Source organism: Kitasatospora sp. NPDC029312, assembly GCF_055569215.1.
This window is the reverse complement of sequence record NZ_JBVHXY010000003.1, coordinates 237,080-259,080: the sequence shown is the minus strand read 5'-3', so window position 1 is coordinate 259,080 and position 22,001 is coordinate 237,080. Positions and strand designations below refer to the sequence as shown.

16 protein-coding genes are annotated in these 22,001 nt (G+C 70.9%); 10 read left to right on the top strand and 6 right to left on the bottom strand.

The window, feature by feature from the left end; all coding sequences use genetic code 11:
• Positions 1 to 130 precede the first annotated feature (130 nt).
• From rplK to ACZ4WV_RS04115, 10 genes are all read left to right on the top strand, one after another.
• Positions 131 to 565, top strand: a complete 435-nt coding sequence (rplK, locus tag ACZ4WV_RS04160; RefSeq protein WP_030290442.1) for a 50S ribosomal protein L11 — start codon at positions 131 to 133, stop codon at positions 563 to 565.
• A gap of 100 nt (positions 566 to 665) precedes the next feature.
• The gene (rplA, locus tag ACZ4WV_RS04155) at positions 666 to 1,388 is read left to right on the top strand and encodes a 50S ribosomal protein L1 (RefSeq protein ID WP_465742532.1); all 723 of its coding nucleotides are present in this window, start codon (positions 666 to 668) and stop codon (positions 1,386 to 1,388) included.
• Between the two features lie 191 nt (positions 1,389 to 1,579).
• On the top strand, positions 1,580 to 2,362 hold the full coding sequence (locus ACZ4WV_RS04150) for an SCO4651 family lipoprotein (RefSeq protein ID WP_465742530.1): 783 nt from the start codon (positions 1,580 to 1,582) through the stop codon (positions 2,360 to 2,362).
• A 112-nt stretch (positions 2,363 to 2,474) separates the two neighbouring features.
• On the top strand, positions 2,475 to 3,326 hold the full coding sequence (locus ACZ4WV_RS04145; protein WP_465742528.1) for an SCO4651 family lipoprotein: 852 nt from the start codon (positions 2,475 to 2,477) through the stop codon (positions 3,324 to 3,326).
• Positions 3,327 to 3,411: 85 nt separating this feature from the next.
• Positions 3,412 to 4,341 carry an SCO4651 family lipoprotein gene (locus tag ACZ4WV_RS04140; RefSeq protein WP_465742526.1) on the top strand — a complete coding sequence of 310 codons (930 nt, stop codon included), beginning with the start codon at positions 3,412 to 3,414 and terminating at the stop codon, positions 4,339 to 4,341.
• 118 nt (positions 4,342 to 4,459) lie between these two features.
• On the top strand, positions 4,460 to 5,338 hold the full coding sequence (locus ACZ4WV_RS04135; protein WP_465742524.1) for an SCO4651 family lipoprotein: 879 nt from the start codon (positions 4,460 to 4,462) through the stop codon (positions 5,336 to 5,338).
• Positions 5,339 to 5,701: 363 nt separating this feature from the next.
• Complete coding sequence (gene rplJ, locus ACZ4WV_RS04130) at positions 5,702 to 6,265, top strand: 50S ribosomal protein L10 (RefSeq protein WP_350747787.1); 564 nt, start codon at positions 5,702 to 5,704, stop codon at positions 6,263 to 6,265.
• A gap of 90 nt (positions 6,266 to 6,355) precedes the next feature.
• On the top strand, positions 6,356 to 6,739 hold the full coding sequence (rplL, locus tag ACZ4WV_RS04125; RefSeq protein WP_465742521.1) for a 50S ribosomal protein L7/L12: 384 nt from the start codon (positions 6,356 to 6,358) through the stop codon (positions 6,737 to 6,739).
• Positions 6,740 to 7,402: 663 nt separating this feature from the next.
• Positions 7,403 to 10,882 carry a DNA-directed RNA polymerase subunit beta gene (gene rpoB / locus ACZ4WV_RS04120; RefSeq protein ID WP_465742519.1) on the top strand — a complete coding sequence of 1,160 codons (3,480 nt, stop codon included), beginning with the start codon at positions 7,403 to 7,405 and terminating at the stop codon, positions 10,880 to 10,882.
• A 99-nt stretch (positions 10,883 to 10,981) separates the two neighbouring features.
• Positions 10,982 to 14,875, top strand: a complete 3,894-nt coding sequence (locus ACZ4WV_RS04115; RefSeq protein WP_465742517.1) for a DNA-directed RNA polymerase subunit beta' — start codon at positions 10,982 to 10,984, stop codon at positions 14,873 to 14,875.
• 113 nt (positions 14,876 to 14,988) lie between these two features.
• Here ACZ4WV_RS04115 and ACZ4WV_RS04110 read toward each other — a convergent pair whose 3' ends face one another.
• From ACZ4WV_RS04110 to ACZ4WV_RS04085, 6 genes are all read right to left on the bottom strand, one after another.
• Positions 14,989 to 16,278: a M48 family metalloprotease gene (locus tag ACZ4WV_RS04110; protein ID WP_465742515.1), complete on the bottom strand. Its 1,290-nt coding sequence runs from the start codon at positions 16,276 to 16,278 to the stop codon at positions 14,989 to 14,991.
• A gap of 113 nt (positions 16,279 to 16,391) precedes the next feature.
• Positions 16,392 to 16,967 (bottom strand): Pycsar system effector family protein, encoded by a 576-nt coding sequence (locus ACZ4WV_RS04105; RefSeq protein ID WP_465742513.1) that lies wholly within the window; start codon positions 16,965 to 16,967, stop codon positions 16,392 to 16,394.
• A gap of 17 nt (positions 16,968 to 16,984) precedes the next feature.
• Complete coding sequence (locus tag ACZ4WV_RS04100) at positions 16,985 to 17,926, bottom strand: hypothetical protein (RefSeq protein WP_465742512.1); 942 nt, start codon at positions 17,924 to 17,926, stop codon at positions 16,985 to 16,987.
• Positions 17,927 to 17,957: 31 nt separating this feature from the next.
• Positions 17,958 to 20,186, bottom strand: coding sequence for a hypothetical protein (locus tag ACZ4WV_RS04095; protein ID WP_465742510.1), 2,229 nt, complete (start codon positions 20,184 to 20,186; stop codon positions 17,958 to 17,960).
• Positions 20,183 to 21,013, bottom strand: coding sequence for a hypothetical protein (locus ACZ4WV_RS04090; RefSeq protein WP_465742508.1), 831 nt, complete (start codon positions 21,011 to 21,013; stop codon positions 20,183 to 20,185). The genes ACZ4WV_RS04095 and ACZ4WV_RS04090 overlap by 4 nt, the downstream gene beginning before the upstream one ends.
• Before the next feature lie 111 nt (positions 21,014 to 21,124).
• Complete coding sequence (locus tag ACZ4WV_RS04085) at positions 21,125 to 21,844, bottom strand: Crp/Fnr family transcriptional regulator (RefSeq protein WP_465742506.1); 720 nt, start codon at positions 21,842 to 21,844, stop codon at positions 21,125 to 21,127.
• Positions 21,845 to 22,001 lie beyond the last annotated feature (157 nt).

The window sequence follows — 22,001 nt, the reverse complement described above, 5'->3', positions numbered from 1 at the left end:
CCCTGCCCCGGATCCGTTTTGGTCCAGCGGCGCGAACGCGTTAGCCTGGTCCGATGTGTGTGCTGGCGGCCGGGTGTCGCCCCGGTTCCGCACGCACCAGCAATCACCTCTCGGAAGGACCCGGAGAGACATGCCTCCCAAGAAGAAGAAGGTCACGGGGCTTATCAAGCTCCAGATCAACGCCGGTGCGGCCAACCCGGCGCCGCCGGTCGGCCCCGCGCTGGGCCAGCACGGCGTCAACATCATGGAGTTCTGCAAGGCCTACAACGCCGCGACCGAGTCGCAGCGCGGCATGATCGTGCCGGTGGAGATCACGGTCTACGAGGACCGTTCCTTCACCTTCATCACGAAGACGCCGCCGGCCGCGCGCCTCATCCTGAAGGCCGCCGGCGTGGACAAGGGCTCCAGCGAGCCGCACAAGACCAAGGTCGCCAAGCTCACCAGCGCCCAGGTCCGCGAGATCGCCACCACCAAGATGCCCGACCTCAACGCCAACGACCTGGACGCGGCGGAGAAGATCATCGCCGGCACCGCCCGGTCGATGGGCATCACCGTCGAGGGCTGATCCCCCCGTCCCGTCAGGGGCAAATCGGCTCAGCCGTCCCTGTGGTAGGGCCTGCGCAGGCCCGTGACACCACAACTCCAATCACCATTCAGGAGCAGCAGTGAAGCGCAGCAAGGCTCTGAAGGCCGCGGACGCCAAGGTCGACCGCGAGCGCCTTTACGCCCCCCTCGAGGCCGTCCGCCTCGCCAAGGCGACCAGCACCACCAAGTTCGACGGCACCGTTGAGGTCGCCATGCGTCTGGGCGTCGACCCGCGCAAGGCCGACCAGATGGTCCGCAGCACCGTGATCCTCCCGCACGGCACCGGTAAGACCGCTCGGGTCCTGGTCTTCGCGACCGGCGAGCGTGCCGAGGCCGCGCGTGCTGCGGGTGCCGACATCGTCGGTGCCGACGAGCTGATCGACGAGGTCGCGAAGGGCAAGCTGGACTTCGACGCCGTCGTCGCCACCCCGGACCTCATGGGCAAGGTCGGCCGCCTCGGCCGCGTGCTCGGTCCCCGTGGTCTGATGCCGAACCCGAAGACCGGCACCGTGACCCCGGACGTCGCCAAGGCTGTCAACGACATCAAGGGCGGCAAGATCGAGTTCCGCGTCGACAAGCACTCGAACCTGCACTTCATCATCGGTAAGGTCTCCTTCACCGACGAGCAGCTGGTCGAGAACTACGCCGCCGCGCTGGACGAGGTGCTCCGCGCCAAGCCGTCCGCCGCCAAGGGCCGCTACATCAAGAAGACCGCGTTCTCGACCACCATGGGCCCCGGTGTCCTGGTGGACCCGAACCGCACCCGCAACCTCCTCGTCGAGGAGGACCCGGCCGCGGTCTGAGCGCCAGCGCTCTGAAGCAGTCCGCACGGCGGGCCCGTACCCCCTTCACCGGGGGTGCGGGCCCGCCGTCGTTGTGGGGCCGCCGAAACGGTTGCCGGATCGGGACACGGACGAATGGGAACGTTTGCCCGAGCCGTCGTACGCTCTGCCGGTCAGATCATGTGGGGAACCTGTGACCGCAGGAGTGTGCCGTGCCGTCCGCCCTTCGCCCCGCCGCGCTCGCGGCGGCCCTGCTGCTGCTCGGCACCGTCACCGGCTGCAGCGTCCTGGCCGTCCCCGGCACCGCCGTCCCCGGTGAGCCGGCGCCGGTGCCGCCCAAGCAGGTGGTGCTCACGGCCGCCCAGGCGCTGGACGACGCCGGCGGCGCCCGGATCGACGTGGTGCGGGAGGGGCCGGACGGCAAGCGCACCGCCGGCGGCACCCTGGCCTGGGGCGACCGGGACGAGGCCGAGCTGACCGTCACCGACGAGCTGGGCGCCGGACGGCTGACCCTCCGGGACGGCGCGATCGACCTCTCCTACCAGGGCGGCGCGGACAAGCACGCGGACCGCGCCACCGCCGAGTCGCTCGACCCGGCGGCCGGCGGCGACCCGGACGGCTACGCCGGCGGCTGGACCACCGCGCTGATCACCGACCCGGGCAGCCGGGCGTACGCGATCGCCCAGACCGGCCGGCTCGGCTCGCTCGGCGGCGAGCAGCTGGACGGGGTGACCGTCGCCCACTACCGGGGCTCCGCGCCGGTGGCCGAACTCTTCGACGCCGAACGGGAGCTGAGCCCGCAGCGGCTCGCCGCGACGGTCGACTGGTACCGGCAGCGCGGGGTGGCGGAGATCGACTACGACCTCTGGATCGGGCCCGGCCAGCGGTTGCTGAGGCTGCGTGAGACGGTCCGCGGCAGTGCCGGAACCACGGTGACCACGACCGATGTCTCAGCCTCCGGTGCAGGGGGCGCGACCACCGCCGCGGCCGGGTGACGGGAGCGGGATATCCGGTGCGGAGCGGACCCGGGCATCCGTTAGAGTCCGCGTGAGAAGAAGCTGAGGATCGGCTCTTCCGAAGAACAGATCTCAACGGGGGGTACCTTCCATGCGCGCTGCGCGCCTCGCCTCGACCGTCGCCACCGCCGCGGTCCTGCTGGCCGCCCTCACCGCCTGCGGCGGCAGCAAGGGCAACGGCGCCAAGAGCGCCGACACCAAGAGCGCCGAGGCCAAGGACCCGGGCTCGCTGGCGGCCGCGCTGACCGGCGACCCGAAGGCCGCGCTGGCCGCCGCCGCCCTGGTGATGCAGAAGGCCGGCAACGGCAAGGTCACCATGACCTCGCCGGACAGCTCCAACCCCAGCGGTGCCGGCACCGCCGACTGGAAGGACCCGGGCAAGGTGTCCGTGGACCTGTCCAGCGACATGGAGGGCAAGAAGCTCAAGATCCGGGTGATCGGGACCGACGCCTACCTCGGCGGCGACGACACCGCCGCCCCGGCCCTCGGCGGCAAGCACTGGGTCAAGGTGCCCTCCTCCGAGGAGATGGGCGGCACCTTCCTGGTGGTGGGCCAGATGATGAACCCCGTCGCCCAGCTCACCGTCGCCGGCCAGAGCGGCAAGCTGAGCAAGGTCGGCCAGGAGACCGTGGACGGCGTCCAGACCACCCACCTGCGGGCGGTCGAGGACACCTCGGTCCTGGTGGCCGGGATGACCTCGCTCTCGGCCGAGCAGCGCCAGTCCGTCCAGAAGTCGCTGGAGGAGGACGGCAAGACCCTCACCATCGACTTCTGGCTGAACGGCAAGCAGGAGCTCGTGAAGTACCAGGAGTTCGGCGACACCAACGGCGAGTCGAAGGCCGTCACCGTCGCCTACTCGGACCTCGGCAAGGGCGCGAAGATCGAGGCGCCCGCCGCCGGCGACCTGGGCTCCGAGGCGGACCTGCTCAAGCTGCTCGGCTGACGCAGGGCCACCGGCCCGCCCGCACCGACAACCGGCTGACGCCCCGGGCGCACCACGCGCCCGGGGGTTCTCGAGGGGGGAACCCATGGCTGGAACCCGCAAGACCGCCGTAGCCGTCGTGCTCGCCGCACTGGCGCTGACCGCGACAGCCTGCAACAACGACGACAGCAAGACCGCCGCCCCGGCGGCCCCGGCCGCGCCGAGCGCGGCCTCCGCCGCGAACACCCCGTCCGCCGCGCCGACCTCCGCCGCCCCGGCCAAGGTGAGCCCGGCGGCCTACCTGGAACAGGTCACCCAGAAGACCAGCGCCGCCAAGTCGGCCAAGGTCACCGAGGCGATCACGATCGGCCCGATCGCCATGAAGGGCGCCGGCGCGATCTCCTGGGCCGACGGCCTCCAGGGCGAGCTCACGATGGACATGTCCGGCTCCGCCATGGGCCAGGCCATCGCGAAGATCACCGGTAGCGAGTCCGCGCCGTACCGCTTCGCCAAGGACGGCATGTACCTGCGCCTCGGCGGCGAGGCGGTGGACGCGCTGGGCGGCCGCCACTGGATGCACTACAGCCAGGCCGACCAGGCCAAGGCCACCGGCGGCGGCTCCCAACAGCTCAAGGACGCGGACCCGGTCGAGGGCGTGCGGGCACTGATCGCCACCGGCAAGGTGACGGAGGTCGGCCAGGAGACCGTGGCCGGCAAGGCCACCACCCACTACTCCGGTGTGCTCGACCTCAACGACATCACCGCGGCGGCCGGCAAGGGCATGACCCAGCAGCAGCTCGACCAGCTCAAGGACAAGCTGACGACCGCCGGCATCAGCAAGGAGACGATCGACGTCTGGGTCGACGCCGACCAGCTGGTCGTCCAGCGCACCGAGACGGGCGACACCAAGGCCGGCGCGTTCAAGGCCTCCGTCCTCTACTCGGACTACGGCCTGGCGGTCGACACCACCGTGCCGGACCCGTCCGACACCGTGGAGGCGTCCGACCTGCAGAAGCTCGCGGGCGGCGCGAGCTGACCACGGCCGGACGTACGGCGTTCCGGACGCGGTCGAATCGCTGAGGTTTCCCCAGGGGGCCACCACCCCCTGGTCCCGGTCCGGATGGCAAGGTGGCCGGGTGAGAGAGGAACGGACGATGGCGGGACGGCAGCGGCTGGCGGCGCTGGCCGCCGTCGCCGTGCTCGCGGCCGGGCTGGCCGGGTGCGGCGGGGGCGGCGGCGCCGCCGGGACGCCCTCCGGCAGCCCGACCTCCGCCGACGCCCCGTCGACCGGTACGACCCCGAGCGGCCCGGCCAAACCGACCGACCGGTCGCCGCACGGGGTGCTGCTCTCCGCCGAGCTGACCATGCAGACCGCCCGCCGGGCCAAGGTCACCTACCGGCTGGGCGCGGGCGCCGGCTCCGGCCCGCTGTTCTGGGCGCCCAAGACGGCGCTGCAGATCAAGCGCTCCACCCCGGCCGACGCCGAGCAGCTGATCGTCGTGGACACCACCGCCTACCAGGGCGGCGACGCCGCGACCGCTGCCCGCAACGGCGGCCGGCACTGGGAGCGCTTCTCCGTCCCGCCCGGACCGGACGGCCACAAGGAGGTCCCGTACGCGGGGCTGATCGACCTGTTGAACCCGGTCGAGGCACTGGCGGCGGCCACCGCCGACGGCGTGGACCCGACCTTCGTCGGCGAGGAGAAGTACGAGGACTCGACCGTCGAGCACTACCGGGTGACCACCACCGCCGAGAGGTACGCGGCCGCCCAGACCCAGCTGAGCCAGGCCCGCCGGGACGGCCTGCGGGCCGCCCTCGCGCCGGGCGGCTCGCTCTCGCTCACCGTGGACCTCTGGCTGAACGACAAGGACCAGCTGGTCCGGCTCCAGCGCACCGGCACCGGGGACAGCGGCCGGGCCGACGACTCGGTGCTCTACACGGACCTCGCCGGGCCGCTGCTCTCGGCCCAGGCCCCGGCCGAGACCGACACCGTGGACACCGGGGTCCGGACGGTCTCCCCGCTGGCCCGCTGACCGGCCCGCCGGCCCGCCCGGTGTTCACCCGTCCGAGGGCGATTTGCGCCGTACGAGCGAGTCCGGCTACTGTGGCGGAAGCCAAAGACCGCTGGTTGTCACCGTGCGCCCGTCAGGGAGCCGGTGGCCGAAGGATCTGTGCTTAGCGCAGGCAGCCCGCGCAGGTGTGTTTGGAGCTTGGACTTCCGGGTCCCGCGTTCGCGTGGTCGCCCGTCGAGGTCGTGAAGAGCCCCGTGCGCCCCTGCGCACCGGGGCTCGTTGCATTTCGCAGGAGCTTTCCTTCCGTCCCGGCCGGTTCGAGGCGTGAATGGTCGACTTTCGCGGTCGGCCGGACTTCGACATCACGGAAGGAGGCGTAAGCCTATGGCCAGGCCCGACAAGGCTGCCGCCGTCGCCGAGATCACGGACAAGTTCCGTGGCTCCGCCGCGGCGCTGCTGACCGAGTACCGCGGTCTCTCGGTGAAGCAGGTCAAGACCCTGCGTCGCTCGCTCGGCGACAACGCCGAGTACGCCGTGGTGAAGAACACGCTGACCAAGATCGCGGCCAATGAGGCCGGGATCTCCGAGCTCGACGACCTGTTCAACGGTCCGACGGCTGTCGCCTTCGTCACCGGTGACCCGGTGGAGTCGGCGAAGGCTCTGCGTGACTTCGCCAAGGAGAACCCCGCTCTCATCATCAAGGGCGGTGTCCTTGACGGCAAGGCGCTGTCCGCCGATGAGATCAAGAAGCTCGCGGACCTCGAGTCCCGCGAGGTGCTGCTCGCCAAGCTGGCGGGTGCCCTGAAGGCCAAGCAGTCCCAGGCTGCCGCGCTCTTCCAGGCCCTCCCGTCGAAGCTCGTCCGCACCGTGGACGCGCTGCGCGACAAGGTCGAGCAGGGCGGTGCCGGTACGCCGGCTCCCGCCGCCGAGGACGCGGCCGCCGAGTAGTTCGGCAGGCTCACGCCTCGCTGCGGGCCCGTACGCCCGCCAACCCGTACATCCGGCACCACCTGCCGATTTAGTGGAAGGACGCCAATCATGGCGAAGCTGTCCCAGGACGAGCTGCTCGCGCAGTTCGAGGAGCTCACCCTCATCGAGCTCGCTGCCTTCGTGAAGGCCTTCGAGGAGAAGTTCGACGTCACCGCCGCCGCCCCGGTCGCCGTGGCCGCCGCCGGCGTTGCCGGCCCGGCCGCCGAGGCCGAGGCCGAGCAGGACGAGTTCGACGTCATCCTCGAGGGTGCTGGCGACAAGAAGATCCAGGTCATCAAGGAGGTGCGCACCCTGACCTCCCTCGGCCTGAAGGAGGCCAAGGACCTCGTTGACACCGCTGGTGCCAAGGTTCTCGAGAAGGTCGCCAAGGACGTTGCCGAGAAGGCCAAGGCTGCCCTCGAGGGCGCCGGCGCCAAGGTCACCGTCAAGTGATCCCGCGCCCCCGCTGAGGGGGCTCAGGGCCGGGCCGATCACCCTTGCGGGTGGTCGGCCCGGCCTTTTGGCGTTCCGGGGCCGGCCGGAACCACCGGTGTGGCCGATCGCGCACTCGGCAGCGTCGGCGGTGAGGAGTATGGTGATCACCGTCGTCGACGGTGGCCCCCACCACGGCTTCTGTAACGCCCGAGGGGTTCCGGCCGATAGACGGGTCGAGGTCCGCACCGCCGGCGGGCCCTTGACGAACCCGGCGAGGCGCGCGATTCTCAAGGCGCGAGTCCGCCCGGTTGGTTTGCTGCTGGATGCATAACCAGCGGCTCGGGCGGGAAATGACTCCACGTGAGTTAGAGCAGTACCCGGTGGGCGCCCCGCGTCCGCCGGCTACCGGGAGGAGTCTCCGATTCGGTCTCCGAATCAGAGCTGGACAGCAGTGTGGCCTTTGGCTACACTGTCCCTTTGCGCTGCCTGTTAGCTGCTCCGTGACTCGTCGCCCGGAGTTTGCGTTGCCCTGAAGGGGTCTGGCACCGCCTCCGCAAAGCGGCTCTGACCTGGGGTTTCGACCCCGGCAGAGGCCGGTGGCGATGGAGGCGGGACCACGGCTCAAGCAGGCCCGGCTGGTACGCGCGTAGTGAGCTCCGAGCCCTCGGAAGGACCCCCCTCTTGGCCGCGCCGCGCAACGCCTCGAACAATTCCGCCGCATCCACCGCCCCGCTTCGCGTCTCCTTCGCGAAGATCAAGGAGCCCCTCGAGGTCCCGAACCTCCTGGCCCTGCAGACCGAGAGCTTTGACTGGCTGCTCGGCAACGCGGCCTGGAAGTCCCGGGTCGAGGAGGCGCTGGAGTCTGGTCAGGACGTCCCCACCAAGTCCGGTCTGGAGGAGATCTTCGAGGAGATCTCGCCGATCGAGGACTTCAGCGGGTCGATGTCCCTGACCTTCCGCGACCACCGTTTCGAGCCGCCGAAGAACTCCATTGACGAGTGCAAGGACCGCGACTTCACGTACGCGGCTCCGCTCTTCGTCACGGCCGAGTTCACCAACAACGAGACCGGTGAGATCAAGTCTCAGACGGTCTTCATGGGCGACTTCCCGCTCATGACCCACAAGGGCACGTTCGTGATCAACGGCACCGAGCGTGTCGTCGTGTCGCAGCTCGTCCGCTCCCCGGGTGTGTACTTCGACTCCACCCTGGACAAGGTGTCCGACAAGGACATCTACTCCTGCAAGGTCATCCCCTCGCGTGGTGCCTGGCTGGAGATGGAGATCGACAAGCGCGACATGGTCGGCGTCCGCATCGACCGCAAGCGCAAGCAGTCCGTCACTGTGCTGCTCAAGGCGCTCGGCTGGACCAACGAGATGATTCTCGAGGAGTTCGGCGAGTACGAGTCGATGCGCAACACCCTGGAGAAGGACCACACCCAGGGCCAGGACGACGCGCTGCTGGACATCTACCGCAAGCTGCGCCCGGGCGAGCCGCCGACGCGCGAGGCCGCGCAGACGCTTCTGGAGAACCTGTACTTCAACCCGAAGCGCTACGACCTGGCTAAGGTCGGCCGGTACAAGCTCAACCGCAAGCTGGGCAACGCCGAGTCGCTGGACTCCGGCGTGCTCACCGAGCCCGACATCATCGGTGCGATCAAGTACCTGGTGAAGCTGCACGCCGGTGAGACCGAGTGGCGCGACGAGACCGGCCGCGACATCGTGGTCGAGGTCGACGACATCGACCACTTCGGCAACCGCCGCCTGCGCAACGTCGGCGAGCTCATCCAGAACCAGGTCCGTACGGGTCTGGCCCGCATGGAGCGCGTCGTGCGCGAGCGCATGACGACCCAGGACGTCGAGGCGATCACGCCGCAGACCCTGATCAACATCCGGCCGGTCGTCGCCTCCATCAAGGAGTTCTTCGGCACCAGCCAGCTGTCGCAGTTCATGGACCAGACGAACCCGCTGTCGGGCCTGACCCACAAGCGTCGTCTGTCCGCCCTCGGCCCCGGCGGTCTCTCCCGTGAGCGCGCCGGCTTCGAGGTCCGTGACGTGCACCCCTCGCACTACGGGCGCATGTGTCCGATCGAGACCCCTGAAGGCCCGAACATCGGTCTGATCGGGTCGCTGGCCTCGTACGGCCGGGTCAACGCCTTCGGCTTCATCGAGACCCCGTACCGCAAGGTCGACGAGACCGGCCTCGTGACGGACCAGGTGGACTACCTGACCGCCGATGAGGAGGACCGCTTCGTCATCGCCCAGGCGAACGCTCCGCTGACCGCGGACAACCACTTCGCCGAGCCGCGTGTCCTGGTCCGCCGCCGTGGCGGCGAGATCGACTACGTGCCGGGCTCCGAGGTCGACTACATGGACGTCTCGCCGCGCCAGATGGTGTCGGTCGCGACCGCCATGATCCCCTTCCTCGAGCACGACGACGCCAACCGCGCGCTCATGGGCTCGAACATGATGCGCCAGGCGGTGCCGCTGCTGAAGAGCGAGGCCCCGCTGGTCGGTACCGGCATGGAGTACCGCTGCGCCGTCGACGCCGCCGACGTGATCACCGCCGAGAAGCCCGGTGTGGTCCAGGAGGTCTCGGCCGACTACGTCACCGTGGCCAACGACGACGGCACGTACACCACGTACCGCGCCGCCAAGTTCACCCGCTCCAACCAGGGCACCTCCTTCAACCAGAAGGTGCTCGTGGACGAGGGTGCCCGGGTCGAGGCCGGCCAGGTCCTGGCCGACGGCCCCTGCACCGACGCGGGCGAGATGGCCCTCGGCAAGAACCTGCTCGTGGCGTTCATGTCGTGGGAGGGTCACAACTACGAGGACGCGATCATCCTGTCGCAGCGCCTCGTGCAGGACGACGTCCTCTCCTCGATCCACATCGAGGAGCACGAGGTCGACGCCCGTGACACCAAGCTCGGCCCCGAGGAGATCACCCGGGACATCCCGAACGTCTCCGAGGAGGTCCTCGCGGACCTCGACGAGCGCGGCATCATCCGGATCGGCGCCGACGTCGTCACCGGTGACATCCTCGTCGGCAAGGTCACCCCGAAGGGTGAGACCGAGCTGACCCCCGAGGAGCGCCTGCTCCGCGCGATCTTCGGCGAGAAGGCCCGTGAGGTCCGCGACACCTCGCTGAAGGTCCCGCACGGTGAGTCCGGCAAGGTCATCGGCGTGCGCGTCTTCGACCGCGAGGAGGGGGACGAGCTTCCCCCGGGCGTGAACCAGCTGGTCCGCGTCTACGTGGCCCAGAAGCGAAAGATCACCAACGGTGACAAGCTCGCCGGCCGCCACGGCAACAAGGGTGTCATCTCCAAGATCCTCCCGGTCGAGGACATGCCCTTCCTTGAGGACGGCACCCCGGTCGACATCATCCTCAACCCGCTGGGTGTCCCGTCCCGAATGAACCCGGGACAGGTCCTGGAGATCCACCTCGGGTGGCTCGCCAAGCAGGGCTGGGACGTCTCCGGCCTCGCCGACGAGTGGGCCCAGCGCCTGCAGGCGATCGGCGCCGACCAGGTCACGGGTGGCACCAACCTCGCCACCCCGGTCTTCGACGGCGCCCGCGAGGACGAGATCACCGGCCTGCTGGACAACACCACCCTCACCCGTGACGGTGAGCGCCTGGTGAACTCCACCGGCAAGGCCCGGCTGTTCGACGGCCGCTCCGGCGAGCCGTTCCCGATGCCGATCTCGGTCGGCTACATGTACATCCTCAAGCTGCACCACCTGGTCGACGACAAGCTGCACGCCCGTTCGACCGGTCCGTACTCGATGATCACCCAGCAGCCGCTCGGTGGTAAGGCGCAGTTCGGTGGTCAGCGCTTCGGTGAGATGGAGGTGTGGGCCCTGGAGGCGTACGGCGCTGCGTACGCGCTGCAGGAGCTGCTCACCATCAAGTCCGACGACGTCCTCGGCCGAGTCAAGGTCTACGAGGCCATCGTCAAGGGCGAGAACATCCCCGAGCCCGGCATTCCCGAGTCCTTCAAGGTTCTCATCAAGGAAATGCAGTCGCTCTGCCTCAACGTGGAGGTGCTGTCCTCGGACGGCCAGTCCATCGAGATGCGGGACTCCGACGAGGACGTGTTCCGCGCCGCCGAGGAGCTCGGCATCGACCTGTCCCGGCGCGAGCCGAGCAGCGTCGAAGAGGTCTGACGGAGGTCGGGCCGGCTGCCCCGAGCAGTCGGCCCGCCCCCAGGCCCCCCTCAGACCACAGATAAGACTCTCGAATTACGAAAGAGGGCTTGACGACCAGTGCTTGACGTCAACTTCTTCGACGAGCTCCGCATCGGCCTGGCCACCGCCGACGACATCCGCCAGTGGTCGCACGGCGAGGTCAAGAAGCCGGAGACCATCAACTACCGCACCCTGAAGCCCGAAAAGGACGGACTCTTCTGCGAGAAGATCTTCGGCCCCACCCGGGACTGGGAGTGCTACTGCGGTAAGTACAAGCGCGTCCGCTTCAAGGGCATCATCTGCGAGCGCTGCGGCGTCGAGGTGACCCGCGCCAAGGTGCGCCGCGAGCGGATGGGCCACATCGAGCTCGCCGCCCCGGTGACCCACATCTGGTACTTCAAGGGTGTGCCGTCCCGCCTCGGCTACCTGCTCGACCTGGCGCCGAAGGACCTCGAGAAGGTCATCTACTTCGCCGCCTACATGATCACCTGGGTCGACGACGAGCGCCGCCAGCGCGACCTGCCGTCCCTGGAGGCGCACGTCTCGGTCGAGCGCCAGCAGATCGAGAACCGCCGCGACGCCGACCTCGAGGCCCGCGCCAAGAAGGCCGAGACCGACCTGGCCGAGCTGGAGGCCGAGGGCGCCAAGGCCGACGTGCGCCGCAAGGTGCGCGAGAGCGCCGAGCGCGAGATGAAGCAGCTGCGCGACCGCGCGCAGCGCGAGCTCGACCGCCTCGACGAGGTGTGGGCCCGCTTCAAGAACCTCAAGGTCCAGGACCTCGAGGGCGACGAGCTGCTCTACCGCGAGCTGCGCGACCGCTTCGGCACCTACTTCTCCGGCTCGATGGGCGCCGCGGCCCTCAAGGACCGCCTGGAGACCTTCGACCTGGCCGAAGAGGCCGAGCGCCTGCGCGAGATCATCCGCACCGGCAAGGGGCAGAAGAAGACCCGTGCGCTGAAGCGCCTCAAGGTCGTCTCCGCCTTCCTGCAGACCAGCAACAAGCCCAACGGCATGGTGCTGGACTGCGTCCCGGTCATCCCGCCGGACCTGCGTCCGATGGTGCAGCTGGACGGCGGCCGCTTCGCGACCTCCGACCTGAACGACCTGTACCGCCGCGTCATCAACCGCAACAACCGCCTGAAGCGCCTGCTCGACCTCGGTGCCCCCGAGATCATCGTGAACAACGAGAAGCGCATGCTCCAGGAGGCCGTCGACGCGCTGTTCGACAACGGCCGCCGCGGCCGTCCGGTCACCGGTCCGGGCAACCGCCCGCTGAAGTCCCTCAGCGACATGCTGAAGGGCAAGCAGGGTCGTTTCCGTCAGAACCTGCTCGGCAAGCGAGTCGACTACTCGGCCCGTTCGGTCATCGTCGTCGGCCCGCAGCTCAAGCTGCACCAGTGCGGTCTGCCGAAGGCCATGGCGCTGGAGCTCTTCAAGCCGTTCGTGATGAAGCGCCTGGTCGACCTGAACCACGCGCAGAACATCAAGTCGGCCAAGCGCATGGTCGAGCGTGCCCGCCCGGTCGTGTGGGACGTGCTCGAAGAGGTCATCGCCGAGCACCCCGTCCTGCTGAACCGTGCACCCACCCTGCACCGCCTCGGCATCCAGGCCTTCGAGCCGCAGCTGGTCGAGGGCAAGGCCATCCAGATCCACCCGCTCGTCTGCACCGCGTTCAACGCGGACTTCGACGGTGACCAGATGGCCGTCCACCTGCCGCTCTCCGCGGAGGCGCAGGCCGAGGCCCGCATCCTGATGCTGTCCTCGAACAACATCCTGAAGCCGGCCGACGGTCGCCCCGTCACCATGCCGACCCAGGACATGGTGCTCGGTCTGTTCTTCCTCACCTCGGACCGCGACGAGGTGAAGGGCGCCGGCCGCACCTTCTCGTCGACCGCCGAGGCGATCATGGCCTTCGACGCCCGCGAGCTGGACGTCCAGGCCCCGATCGAGCTGCGCCTCGGCGCCGGCACCGTCCCGCCGCGCGGCTGGACCGCTCCGGTGGACGAGGACGGCCAGCCGACCTGGTTCGAGGGCGAGCCCTTCCGCCTGAACACCACCCTGGGCCGCGCGCTCTTCAACGAGCTGCTGCCCGAGGACTACCCGTTCGTCGACTACGAGGTGGGCAAGAAGCAGCTCTCCGCGATCGTCAACGACCTGGCGGAGCGCTACCCGAAGGTCGTCGTCGCGGCGACCCTGGACAACCTGAAGGCGGCCGGCTTCCACTGGTCGACCCGCTCGGGTGTCACCGTCTCGATCTCGGACGTCATCGTCCCGCCGAGCAAGCCCCAGATCCTCGAGGGCTTCGAGGCGAAGGCGGAGAAGGTCCAGAAGCAGTACGAGCGCGGTCTGATCACCAACGACGAGCGCAAGCAGGAGCTCGTCGGCATCTGGACCCAGGCGACCAACGAGGTCGCGGACGCCATGTCCGCGAACTTCCCGAAGACGAACCCCATCTTCATGATGGTCGACTCGGGTGCCCGTGGAAACATGATGCAGATGCGCCAGATCGCCGGTATGCGTGGTCTGGTGTCGAACGCCAAGAACGAGACCATCCCGCGACCCATCAAGGCGTCGTTCCGTGAGGGTCTGTCCGTGCTGGAGTACTTCATCTCCACCCACGGTGCCCGTAAGGGTCTGGCCGACACCGCCCTCCGTACCGCCGACTCCGGTTACCTCACCCGTCGTCTGGTCGACGTCTCCCAGGACGTCATCATCCGCGAGGAGGACTGCGGCACCGAGCGCGGCCTGAAGCTCGCGATCGGCCACGTGGGCGCCGACGGCGTGCTGCGCAAGGCCGACGACGTCGAGACCAGCGTGTACGCCCGCATGCTCGCCGAGGACATCACCGTCGACGGCAAGCTGCTGGCCACCGCCAACACCGACCTCGGTGACGTCCTGATCGACGAGCTGATCCGCCACGGTGTGGGCGAGGTCAAGGTCCGCTCGATCCTGACCTGCGAGTCGGCCGTCGGCACCTGCGCCATGTGCTACGGGCGCTCGCTGGCCACCGGCAAGCTGGTCGACATCGGTGAGGCGGTCGGCATCATCGCCGCCCAGTCCATCGGTGAGCCCGGTACCCAGCTGACCATGCGTACCTTCCACACCGGTGGTGTGGCGGGTGACGACATCACCCAGGGTCTGCCGCGTGTCGTCGAGCTCTTCGAGGCCCGTACCCCCAAGGGTGTGGCCCCGATCTCGGAGGCCTCCGGCCGGGTCCGCATCGAGGACACCGAGAAGACCCGCAAGCTGGTCGTCACGCCGGACGACGGCAGCGACGAGATCGCCTACCCGGTCTCGAAGCGCGTGAAGCTGCTCGTCAGCGAGGGCGAGGCGGTCGAGGTCGGCCAGAAGCTGACCATGGGTGCCACCAACCCGCACGACGTCCTGCGCATCATGGGCCAGCGTGCCGTTCAGATCCACCTGGTCGCCGAGGTCCAGAAGGTCTACAACTCGCAGGGCGTGTCGATCCACGACAAGCACATCGAGATCATCATCCGGCAGATGCTCCGCCGCGTGACGATCATCGAGTCGGGCGACGCCGAGCTGCTGCCGGGCGAGCTGGTCGAGCGCGGCCGCTTCGAGCAGGAGAACCGTCGTGTGGTCGCCGAGGGCGGTCACCCCGCCTCCGGCCGTCCGCAGCTGATGGGTATCACCAAGGCCTCGCTGGCCACCGAGTCCTGGCTGTCGGCCGCCTCCTTCCAGGAGACGACCCGGGTCCTCACCGACGCGGCGATCCACGCCAAGTCGGACCCGCTGCTGGGTCTCAAGGAGAACGTCATCCTCGGTAAGCTCATCCCGGCCGGTACGGGTCTGCCCCGCTACCGCAACATCCGGGTCGAGCCGACCGAGGAGGCCAAGGCCGCGATGTACTCGGCCGTCGGCTACGACGACTACGACCTGTCGCCCTTCGGCGCCGGCTCCGGCCAGGCGGTCCCGCTGGACGACTACGACTACGGCCCGTACACCGGCTGAGTCGCTCCCTCCCGCCCGGCACCGGGCGGAAGCGGTGGGTCCCACCACTGATCGCAGGGCGGTCACCCCTCACGGGGTGGCCGCCCTGCGGCGTTCCCGGCCGACGGGCGCGCTCAGCGCGCCGTGGCGGCCGCGGCCGCGCGCCAGTCCTCCAGGCGGCGGATCCGGGTGTGGGTGTCGGGGTGGCTGGAGAGCAGCCGCTGACCGAGGCCCGGCCGGACGGCCCGGCCGCCGTTCTCCCGCTCGGCGAGCTCCAGGGCCTGCGCCTCGTCCCTCAGGAAACCGTGGAACACCTCGATCATCGCGTCCGCGAAGCCGAGTTCCGCCGCCTGGATGTCCGCCCGCAACTCGGACCGGCGGCCGACCGCGGCGAGCAGGTACGGCGTGACGAGGACCAGGAGGAGCGGGGGGAAGGCGAAGGCCACGGCCACCGCCAGCACCACCGCGGCCAGCCCGACCGCGAGCGCGCCGAGCACCGAGAACACCGAGGCGATCTGGACCGCGATGACCGCGACGAACCGGAAGACGGCCCAGCTGATCCGGGCCGGCAGCGAGTACCAGTAGCCCAGCAGGGTCGCCCAGGCGTGGCCGCCGCGGTGGTGGCCGAGCTCGTGGGCGAGTACGGCGGCCAGCTGCGCGTCGGGCAGGGTCTCCAGCGCGTACCGGGTCACGCCGACGATGTGCCCGGCGGCCGCGGTGGCGTTGATGCTCTTGTGGTCCTCGATCCACAGGTCGTACGACGACGGGTCCACCCCGGCCTTCGCGGTCACCTGGTGCCAGACCGGCTCCAGGCGGACCAGCTCGGAGTGCAGCGCCGGGCGCATCCGGAACAGGTAGCGGGCGAGGACCTTCTCGGTGGGGCGGTGGAAGACCAGTGCGCCGGAGGCGATCCAGAGGCCGATCAGCAGCAGGTTCGCGGGCGAGGGCAGGAACAGCGAGACCATCGCGACCACCCCCAGGCTGCAGAGGAAGTGCGGGAGCTGGAACAGCAGTTGGCCGATCGTGGTGGCGTCGGCGCCGCGCTGGCGGGCGGCCAGGTGGATCCGGCCGGTGTGGGGGTCGATGTCGACGGTCGGGTCCAGTGCGGGCGGCTGCACCGGTGCGGGCGGCGGGGCGAAGCCCTGGGCGGGGACGCGGGGCGGCTGCTGCGGGGGCTGCTGGTGCCGGGGCGGGGGCGGCGCGTACTGCGGCGGGACGGCGGCGGGGTACTGCGGGGCCGGGTGCTGCGGTGCGGCGGCCGGGTACTGGGGTGGCGGGGGTGCGGCCGGGTACCGGGGGGCGCCCTGCGGGCGCTGCGGCGGGACGGTCGGATACTGCGGCGGGGCCGCGGTGGGGTACTGGGGTGGCGGTGCGGCGGCGGGGTACTGAGGGGGCGGCGCGTCCGGATAGGTCGGTTCGGTCATGACGGATTCCTTCGGGGACGGGACGGACGGTTGGGCGGCACGGACGGTTGGGCGGGACGCGCGCGGCAGCGGCGTCCGTACGGGGGTGGTCGTGGACTGGTGCGCGGCCCGGGTCAGCCCAGGAGCAGGGCGATGACCAGCGGGAACAGGCCGAGGCCGAAGGCGAGGATGCCGGTCCTGACCCAGGAGTGCTTGCGCGAGACGATCAGGCTGTTCTCGGCGAGCGCGGTGCGGACGGCCTCGGCGGCGAGCTGCTCGCTCTCGGCCAGGGCATCGGCGAGCAGGCCCTGCTCGGCGGCCCGGCGGATGTCCCCGAAGTACCCGAGCGGGCGCCCGGGACGCCAGGTGCTGCGGCGGTAGCGGGGCAGCACCGCGAGCAGCAGCGAGACCAGGGACACGGCGATGCCGAGGCCGCCGACGGCGAGCAGGACCTTGGCGGGGGCGGAGAGTTGCTGCGGCGCCCAGCCGTTGCTCGTGAGCAGGCCGCCGAGCACTCCGACGATGACGCCGAGCGCGGCGACCAGCACGGCGGCCTTGCTGTCCGCACGGGCGATCTCGGCACGGAGCTCGGCGAGCAGGGCCGTACCGGGCGGTGGGGTCGGGGCGGATGGGTTCGGAGCAGGCGGGTTCGGAGCAGGTGGGGCGGGAGCAGGCGGGGCCGGAGCAGGCGGGGCGGGAGGGTCGGACACGGTGGGGCTCCTCGGGGTCACTGGGTGAGGGGCGGGTTCGGGCCCTTGTCGAGCCGGGGCGTTCCCGGGGCACCGGGCCGGTGACGCAGGATGGCCTCGAACGCGGCCTTGGCGTCCCGGCGCGGGCCCTCCAGCTCGAAGTCCTCCAGGGCGTCCTGGTCGAGCAGCCGTTGGATCACGGTGAGCTGGCCCTGGACCAGTTCCTGCTGCTCGTCCTTCAGGTAGCCGAGCGCCCGCGGCAGGTCCTCGGGGTGTGCGGCCAGTTGGAGTGCCCAGGCGGTGACCCCGCCCTGCTCCAGGTGGTACTGGTAGAACTTCGCCTTCGCGGCGAGGACCTCGTTCGCCTCCTGGACCTGCCGGAGGGCGTGCGGATGGGCCTGGGTGTCGAAGTGGTAGCCGCGCAGCCGCTCCTTCTGGTCGCGGGCGGCCTGGTCGATGTCCAGCTGGACGGCGCAGCCCACCCGCAGGCCCTCGGCCCCGGCGAGGGGGTGTTCGTCCAGCGCCTGCTGGACGGCGAGTTCGGCCTCGCCGCTCTGGTCGGTGGAGAGGGTACGGGCGACGGCGCGCATCCGCTGCCGGATGCGGGGCACGAGCAGGGCCGGGACGTCGCCGATCCGGCTGGTCACCACCAGCTCGGGGGCCGAGACCTGCCAGTCGATCTCCACCACGGCCTCGAAGGCGCCGACGTCGTCCCGGCCCGGCAGCCGTTCCTCCATCCGGAGGTGGTGCAGGCCGAGGTCGATCTCGTAGGCGGCCTGGTAGCCGCGGCCGACCAGATCGCTGAACCCCGGGCGGTGCGGCGGCAGGAAGACCTGGTGCTCGCCGGTGGGCGAGGTCAGCACCAGCGCGGAGTCGGCCCGGGCGGCCGGCCGTTTGGGCAGGCCGAGCGAGCGGCCCAGGGGGTGGACCTTCAGGACCGGGTCGGTGAGGTCCCCGGCGGGGAGGTGTCGTGCCGACATGCGCGGATGCTCCAGGATCGGGACGGGCCGGTCAGTTGGTTCGTTCGGGCGGGGTGGTCGAACCGCCCTCGCGGACGGTGCGGACGAGGTGGTCGAGCCGCTGGCGGTCGCGCTCGGTGACCGCCAGGTCATCGAACATCTCGGTGAGGCGGGCGCTGGTCTCGGGCTGGTCGGCGGCGCCGACCAGCCAGCCGCGCAGCACCCCGAGGGCGACGGTGCCGTAGCGGCGGTCCGTGAGCGCCGTACGCCACAGGACGGCCAGCAGCGCGCGGACGGGCAGCGGCTCCTCGGGCGCCGACAGCACCGTCACGCTGACCACGGCGCCCGGCTCGGGGCGCGGGCTCCGGGCGTACCAGTCGAGCAGCAGCGGTCGGCCGACGACGGTGTCCTCGGTGCGCTGCGCGGCGGTGAGGAAGGTGGCCAGGGCGAGCTGCCGCAGGGCGGGCGGGCCGGACAGCCAGCGGACCAGGGTGCGCAGGGCCTGCTCGGCCTCGGGGGAGAGCAGCAGCAGTTCGGCCGCCTCGACCAGCCCGATCGCCTGGTAGCGGTCGGCCTGGCCGACGGTCGCCGCCTGGTCGCCGAGCCGCAACCGGTCGGCGAGCTGGTCGAGTTCAGCGGTGCTGAGCCGTTCGGCGGCCAGCGCGAAGGCCTCCAGGGCCTGGGCCGGGAGGAGCGGGCCGAGCAGGGCGTAGCAGCGGATCGCGGTCCACCGGCGGTGGGCGTTGTCGTCGGAGGCCCAGCTGCGCAGGATGCGCGGGACGGCGGCGGTGCCGGCGTGGTAGGCGAGGGCCAGGCTGTTGGCGGCCTGGACGCAGAGCCGGAAGTCCTTGGCGCCGGACCACGGGCCGAGCAGTCCGCTCATCGTGGCGGAGAGGTCGACGGAGGCCAGCAGGGCGGTGGCGGAGGCCACCCGGGTGCGGACCAGGGCGCGGGCGTCGGTGGCCAGCGCGTGCAGCCAGCCGGTGATCGCGGGGCGGGCGGAGGGGTGGCTCGCCCAGACCTCGCGCAGCAGGGTGTGGGAGGTGCGGGGGTCGAGGAAGGAAGCCATCCGCTGCGGCACCGGGCCCCAGGGGGTCTGCTCGGTCTCCTCGGTGAGCTCGGCCCGGGCGAGGGCGAGCCGGTCCTCGATCGAGCTGCCGAAGGGCGGGATGCCGTCCGGCTCGCCGGCGGTGCGGATGGTCTCCAGACGGCGGAACAGGCGGTCGGCGCACTCGGCGGCGAGGGCGTACGGGGCGTGGTCGAAGACGGCCAGGGAGATCAGGAACGCCTTCTCCCGGAGGTGGAGTTCGGGATCGCCGAACCACCGGCCGACCTGCTCCTGGACGATGCCGTGGCCGAAGTCGACGAGGTCTGCCGAACCGCCCGTCCCGGGCACGTAGGCGGACAGCGGGTCGGCGAACTCGGCGATCTCCCGGATCGGACGGGGCTTGGCGAGGAACTGGCGGACGGGCTCCTGGGCGAGCAACTCCTCGATGCGCTCGGCCGGCTCGCCGTCCAGCAGCAGGGCGTCCAGGTGGGCGGCGAGTACGGCCCGGGGTTCGGGCGGCCGCCAATCGACCGTGGGCAGTTCCCGGACCGAGCCGGAGCACACGGTCGTGATGACCAGGTAGCCGTCCTGCTTGGCGAGGGTCTCGCGGAGGCGGTCGAGGTCGGAGCGGCGCAGCGGGCGGGTACGGGAGGTGGTGTAGTCGGCGAGCAGGTAGCCCTCGGCCTCTTCGGCCCCGTTGAGCAGGGCGGCGGGGGAGACGTCGGGGTCCAGGTTGCGGATCCGGCTGCGTCCCAGGGCGCTCAGCAACATCAGTCCGGCGGAGCGTCGCCCCGTGTCGGCACGGCCGGTGAGGACCAGAACGCGCTGCTCGCGCAGCCGGCGGAGCGCCTGTTCGAAGACCGGTCCGCGCTGGAAGACCGCGGCCAGGGCGGCGAGTTCCTCGGCCGCGACCTCACCCGAGGCGTGCAGCGGCGCGCCGAAGGCGGAGCCGAGCTGGTAGACGGTGGTCTTGTGGCCGGTGACGACGTCGCCGTGGACCCGGCCGCCGGAGACCACGTGTTCGTCTCCGCCGACGAGGTTCCCGCCGAAGCGGGGGGTGCCGCCGGCGAAGAGGAAGCCGCGGTCGGCGAAGGCGTCGGGCACGTGCTCCAGGAGTTCCCGGGCGGCTTCCCAGGCGTTCTGCGGCTCCTCGGGCGGAGCCTCCTGGAGGCCGTCCTCGCGGTCGGGGTCGACCGGCTGGGCGGCGGCCTCCGGTTCGGCGGTGGCGGTCATCGGTCACCGCCGAAGGTGTTGCCGGTGTTGACGTCGCCGTGGACCCGGCCGCCGGAGACGGTGTGCTGGTCGCCGCCGATCAGGTCGCCGCCGAAGGACGGGGAGCCGCCGAGGAACTGGAAGGTGGCGGGGGTCCGGCTCCCGGCCGGGGCGGCGGCGGGGGCGGCAGCCGCAGCGGGTGCGGGCTGGTCGGGGGCGGCGGCCGGGGCCGGTGCGGGCTGGTCCGGCGTGGCGGCCGGGGTCGGGGCGGGTTCGCCGTGGAGCCAGGCCGGGAAGTCGCCCTCCTTGCCGTGGACGGTGATCCGGTGGAACTCGCCGGTCGGCAGTCCGCCGTGGCCGTGCCGGACGATGCCCTGGTAGACCGGGTCGGACACGCTGAGCACGCACGGGCCGTCCCGGTGCTTCAACGCCTCCCGCAGGGCCGTCGAGTCGAGCAGCCGGAAGGCCTGGTTGAGGTCCCAGCCGACCGCGCCGCCGAGTGCTCCGCCGAGCTCCTGCACGGCGACCTCGCCGGAGGCGAGCACGATGCGCAGCCGTACCCGGGCGCTGTCGGCGGCGAGGCGGTTGTTGGCGTGCAGTAGGGCGGGGGTCTCGTTGATCAGCGCGTGCAGCAGTTTCGATTTGGGGACGGTCGGGTTGATCAGGGCCATCACCGAGTCGCCGCGGTCCTCCAGCCGTTGTTCGGCGGCCTCGACGCCGGCGCTGCGCAGCGTCTCGTGCAGGACGGAGTAGAGCATCCGGCGCATGAAGGCCTGCTCGACGTCGTCCCGCCGGCCGAACTGCTCGATGTCCAGCAGCAGGATGGTGTGGTTCACCGGCTCGGTCATGGTCGCCTCTCGGTTCGTCGTCGGGGCCCAGCCTGCCCGCCGCGGGCGTGGTGGCGTGAGCGCGGGTGAAGCACTTGTTCTGTGACGGTGTGCACAGAACGCCTGTACGGGTCAGCGGAGTTGACCGGGCCTCCGGAGCAGGTCGGGGCGCGCGATGACCAACGAGCGGCGGCTGGTGGCGACGATGCCGCGGTCCCGCAGGGACTTGAGCAGCCGGGCGACGGCCTCCCGGGAGGCGCCGACGGAGCCGGCCAGCTCCTGCTGGCTGAGCGGGACGGAGACGACGATGCCCGCGTCGGTCCGGCGTCCGTGGGTGCGGGCCAGCTCCAGCAGGAGGTCGGCGAGCCGTTCGCTGACGCTGAGCGAGGCGAACTTCAGCCGGTGGTGGTCGGCCGCGCGCAGCCGGTCGGTGGAGAGCGCCAGCAGTTGCATCGAGGCAGCGGGGGTGCGCCGCAGGTAGGCGGTGAAGGTGGCGCGGTCGACGACGGCGGCCTCGACCCGTTCCAGCGCGGTGACGGTGGCGGCCCGGGGCCGTCCGCTGAGGGCGGCGGACTCGCCGATGATGTCGCCGGGGCCGCGCAGCGCGAGCAGCGCCTCGTAGCCGTTCTCGGCGGCGGCGGTCACCTTCAGCCAGCCGTGCAGGACGAGCAGGACGTGGTCGGAGGGTTCGCCCTCGCGCAGGGCGGTGGACCGCGCGGGGTAGCTGAGCCGGCGGCCGAGGGCGAGCAGTTCGCCGCGGTCGGCGTGGTCCAGCCTGGCGAGGAAGGGCACCCGGTCGTCGAGGCCGTGGCCGGTCGCGGAAGGGGGTCCGCCGGACGGCGTGTTGGCCATGCCTGATCAGCCCTCGCTGTGTTTCGCCTCGGCAGGGGTGGGCGCGGGAGGTTGAGCGCGGGCAAACAAGCTACTCGTGAACCGGCTGCTCCGCCGGTGAATCCGGGAATTTCCCCCACTGTCCCTCCCCCTTGAGGGGGAGCCGCGGGAACCGTTC

Excerpts from the sequence above, each read along its gene's own strand:
- ACZ4WV_RS04145 (WP_465742528.1), top strand. The coding sequence starts at position 2,475 with ATGCGCGCTGCGCGCCTCGCCTCGACCGTCGCCACCGCCGCGGTCCTG.
- ACZ4WV_RS04085 (WP_465742506.1), bottom strand. The coding sequence starts at position 21,844 with ATGGCCAACACGCCGTCCGGCGGACCCCCTTCCGCGACCGGCCACGGC.
- ACZ4WV_RS04090 (WP_465742508.1), bottom strand. The coding sequence starts at position 21,013 with ATGACCGAGCCGGTGAACCACACCATCCTGCTGCTGGACATCGAGCAG.
- rplJ (WP_350747787.1), top strand. The coding sequence starts at position 5,702 with ATGGCCAGGCCCGACAAGGCTGCCGCCGTCGCCGAGATCACGGACAAG.
- ACZ4WV_RS04140 (WP_465742526.1), top strand. The coding sequence starts at position 3,412 with ATGGCTGGAACCCGCAAGACCGCCGTAGCCGTCGTGCTCGCCGCACTG.
- ACZ4WV_RS04135 (WP_465742524.1), top strand. The coding sequence starts at position 4,460 with ATGGCGGGACGGCAGCGGCTGGCGGCGCTGGCCGCCGTCGCCGTGCTC.
- rplK (WP_030290442.1), top strand. The coding sequence starts at position 131 with ATGCCTCCCAAGAAGAAGAAGGTCACGGGGCTTATCAAGCTCCAGATC.
- ACZ4WV_RS04100 (WP_465742512.1), bottom strand. The coding sequence starts at position 17,926 with ATGTCGGCACGACACCTCCCCGCCGGGGACCTCACCGACCCGGTCCTG.
- rplL (WP_465742521.1), top strand. The coding sequence starts at position 6,356 with ATGGCGAAGCTGTCCCAGGACGAGCTGCTCGCGCAGTTCGAGGAGCTC.
- ACZ4WV_RS04110 (WP_465742515.1), bottom strand. The coding sequence starts at position 16,278 with ATGACCGAACCGACCTATCCGGACGCGCCGCCCCCTCAGTACCCCGCC.
- ACZ4WV_RS04095 (WP_465742510.1), bottom strand. The coding sequence starts at position 20,186 with ATGACCGCCACCGCCGAACCGGAGGCCGCCGCCCAGCCGGTCGACCCC.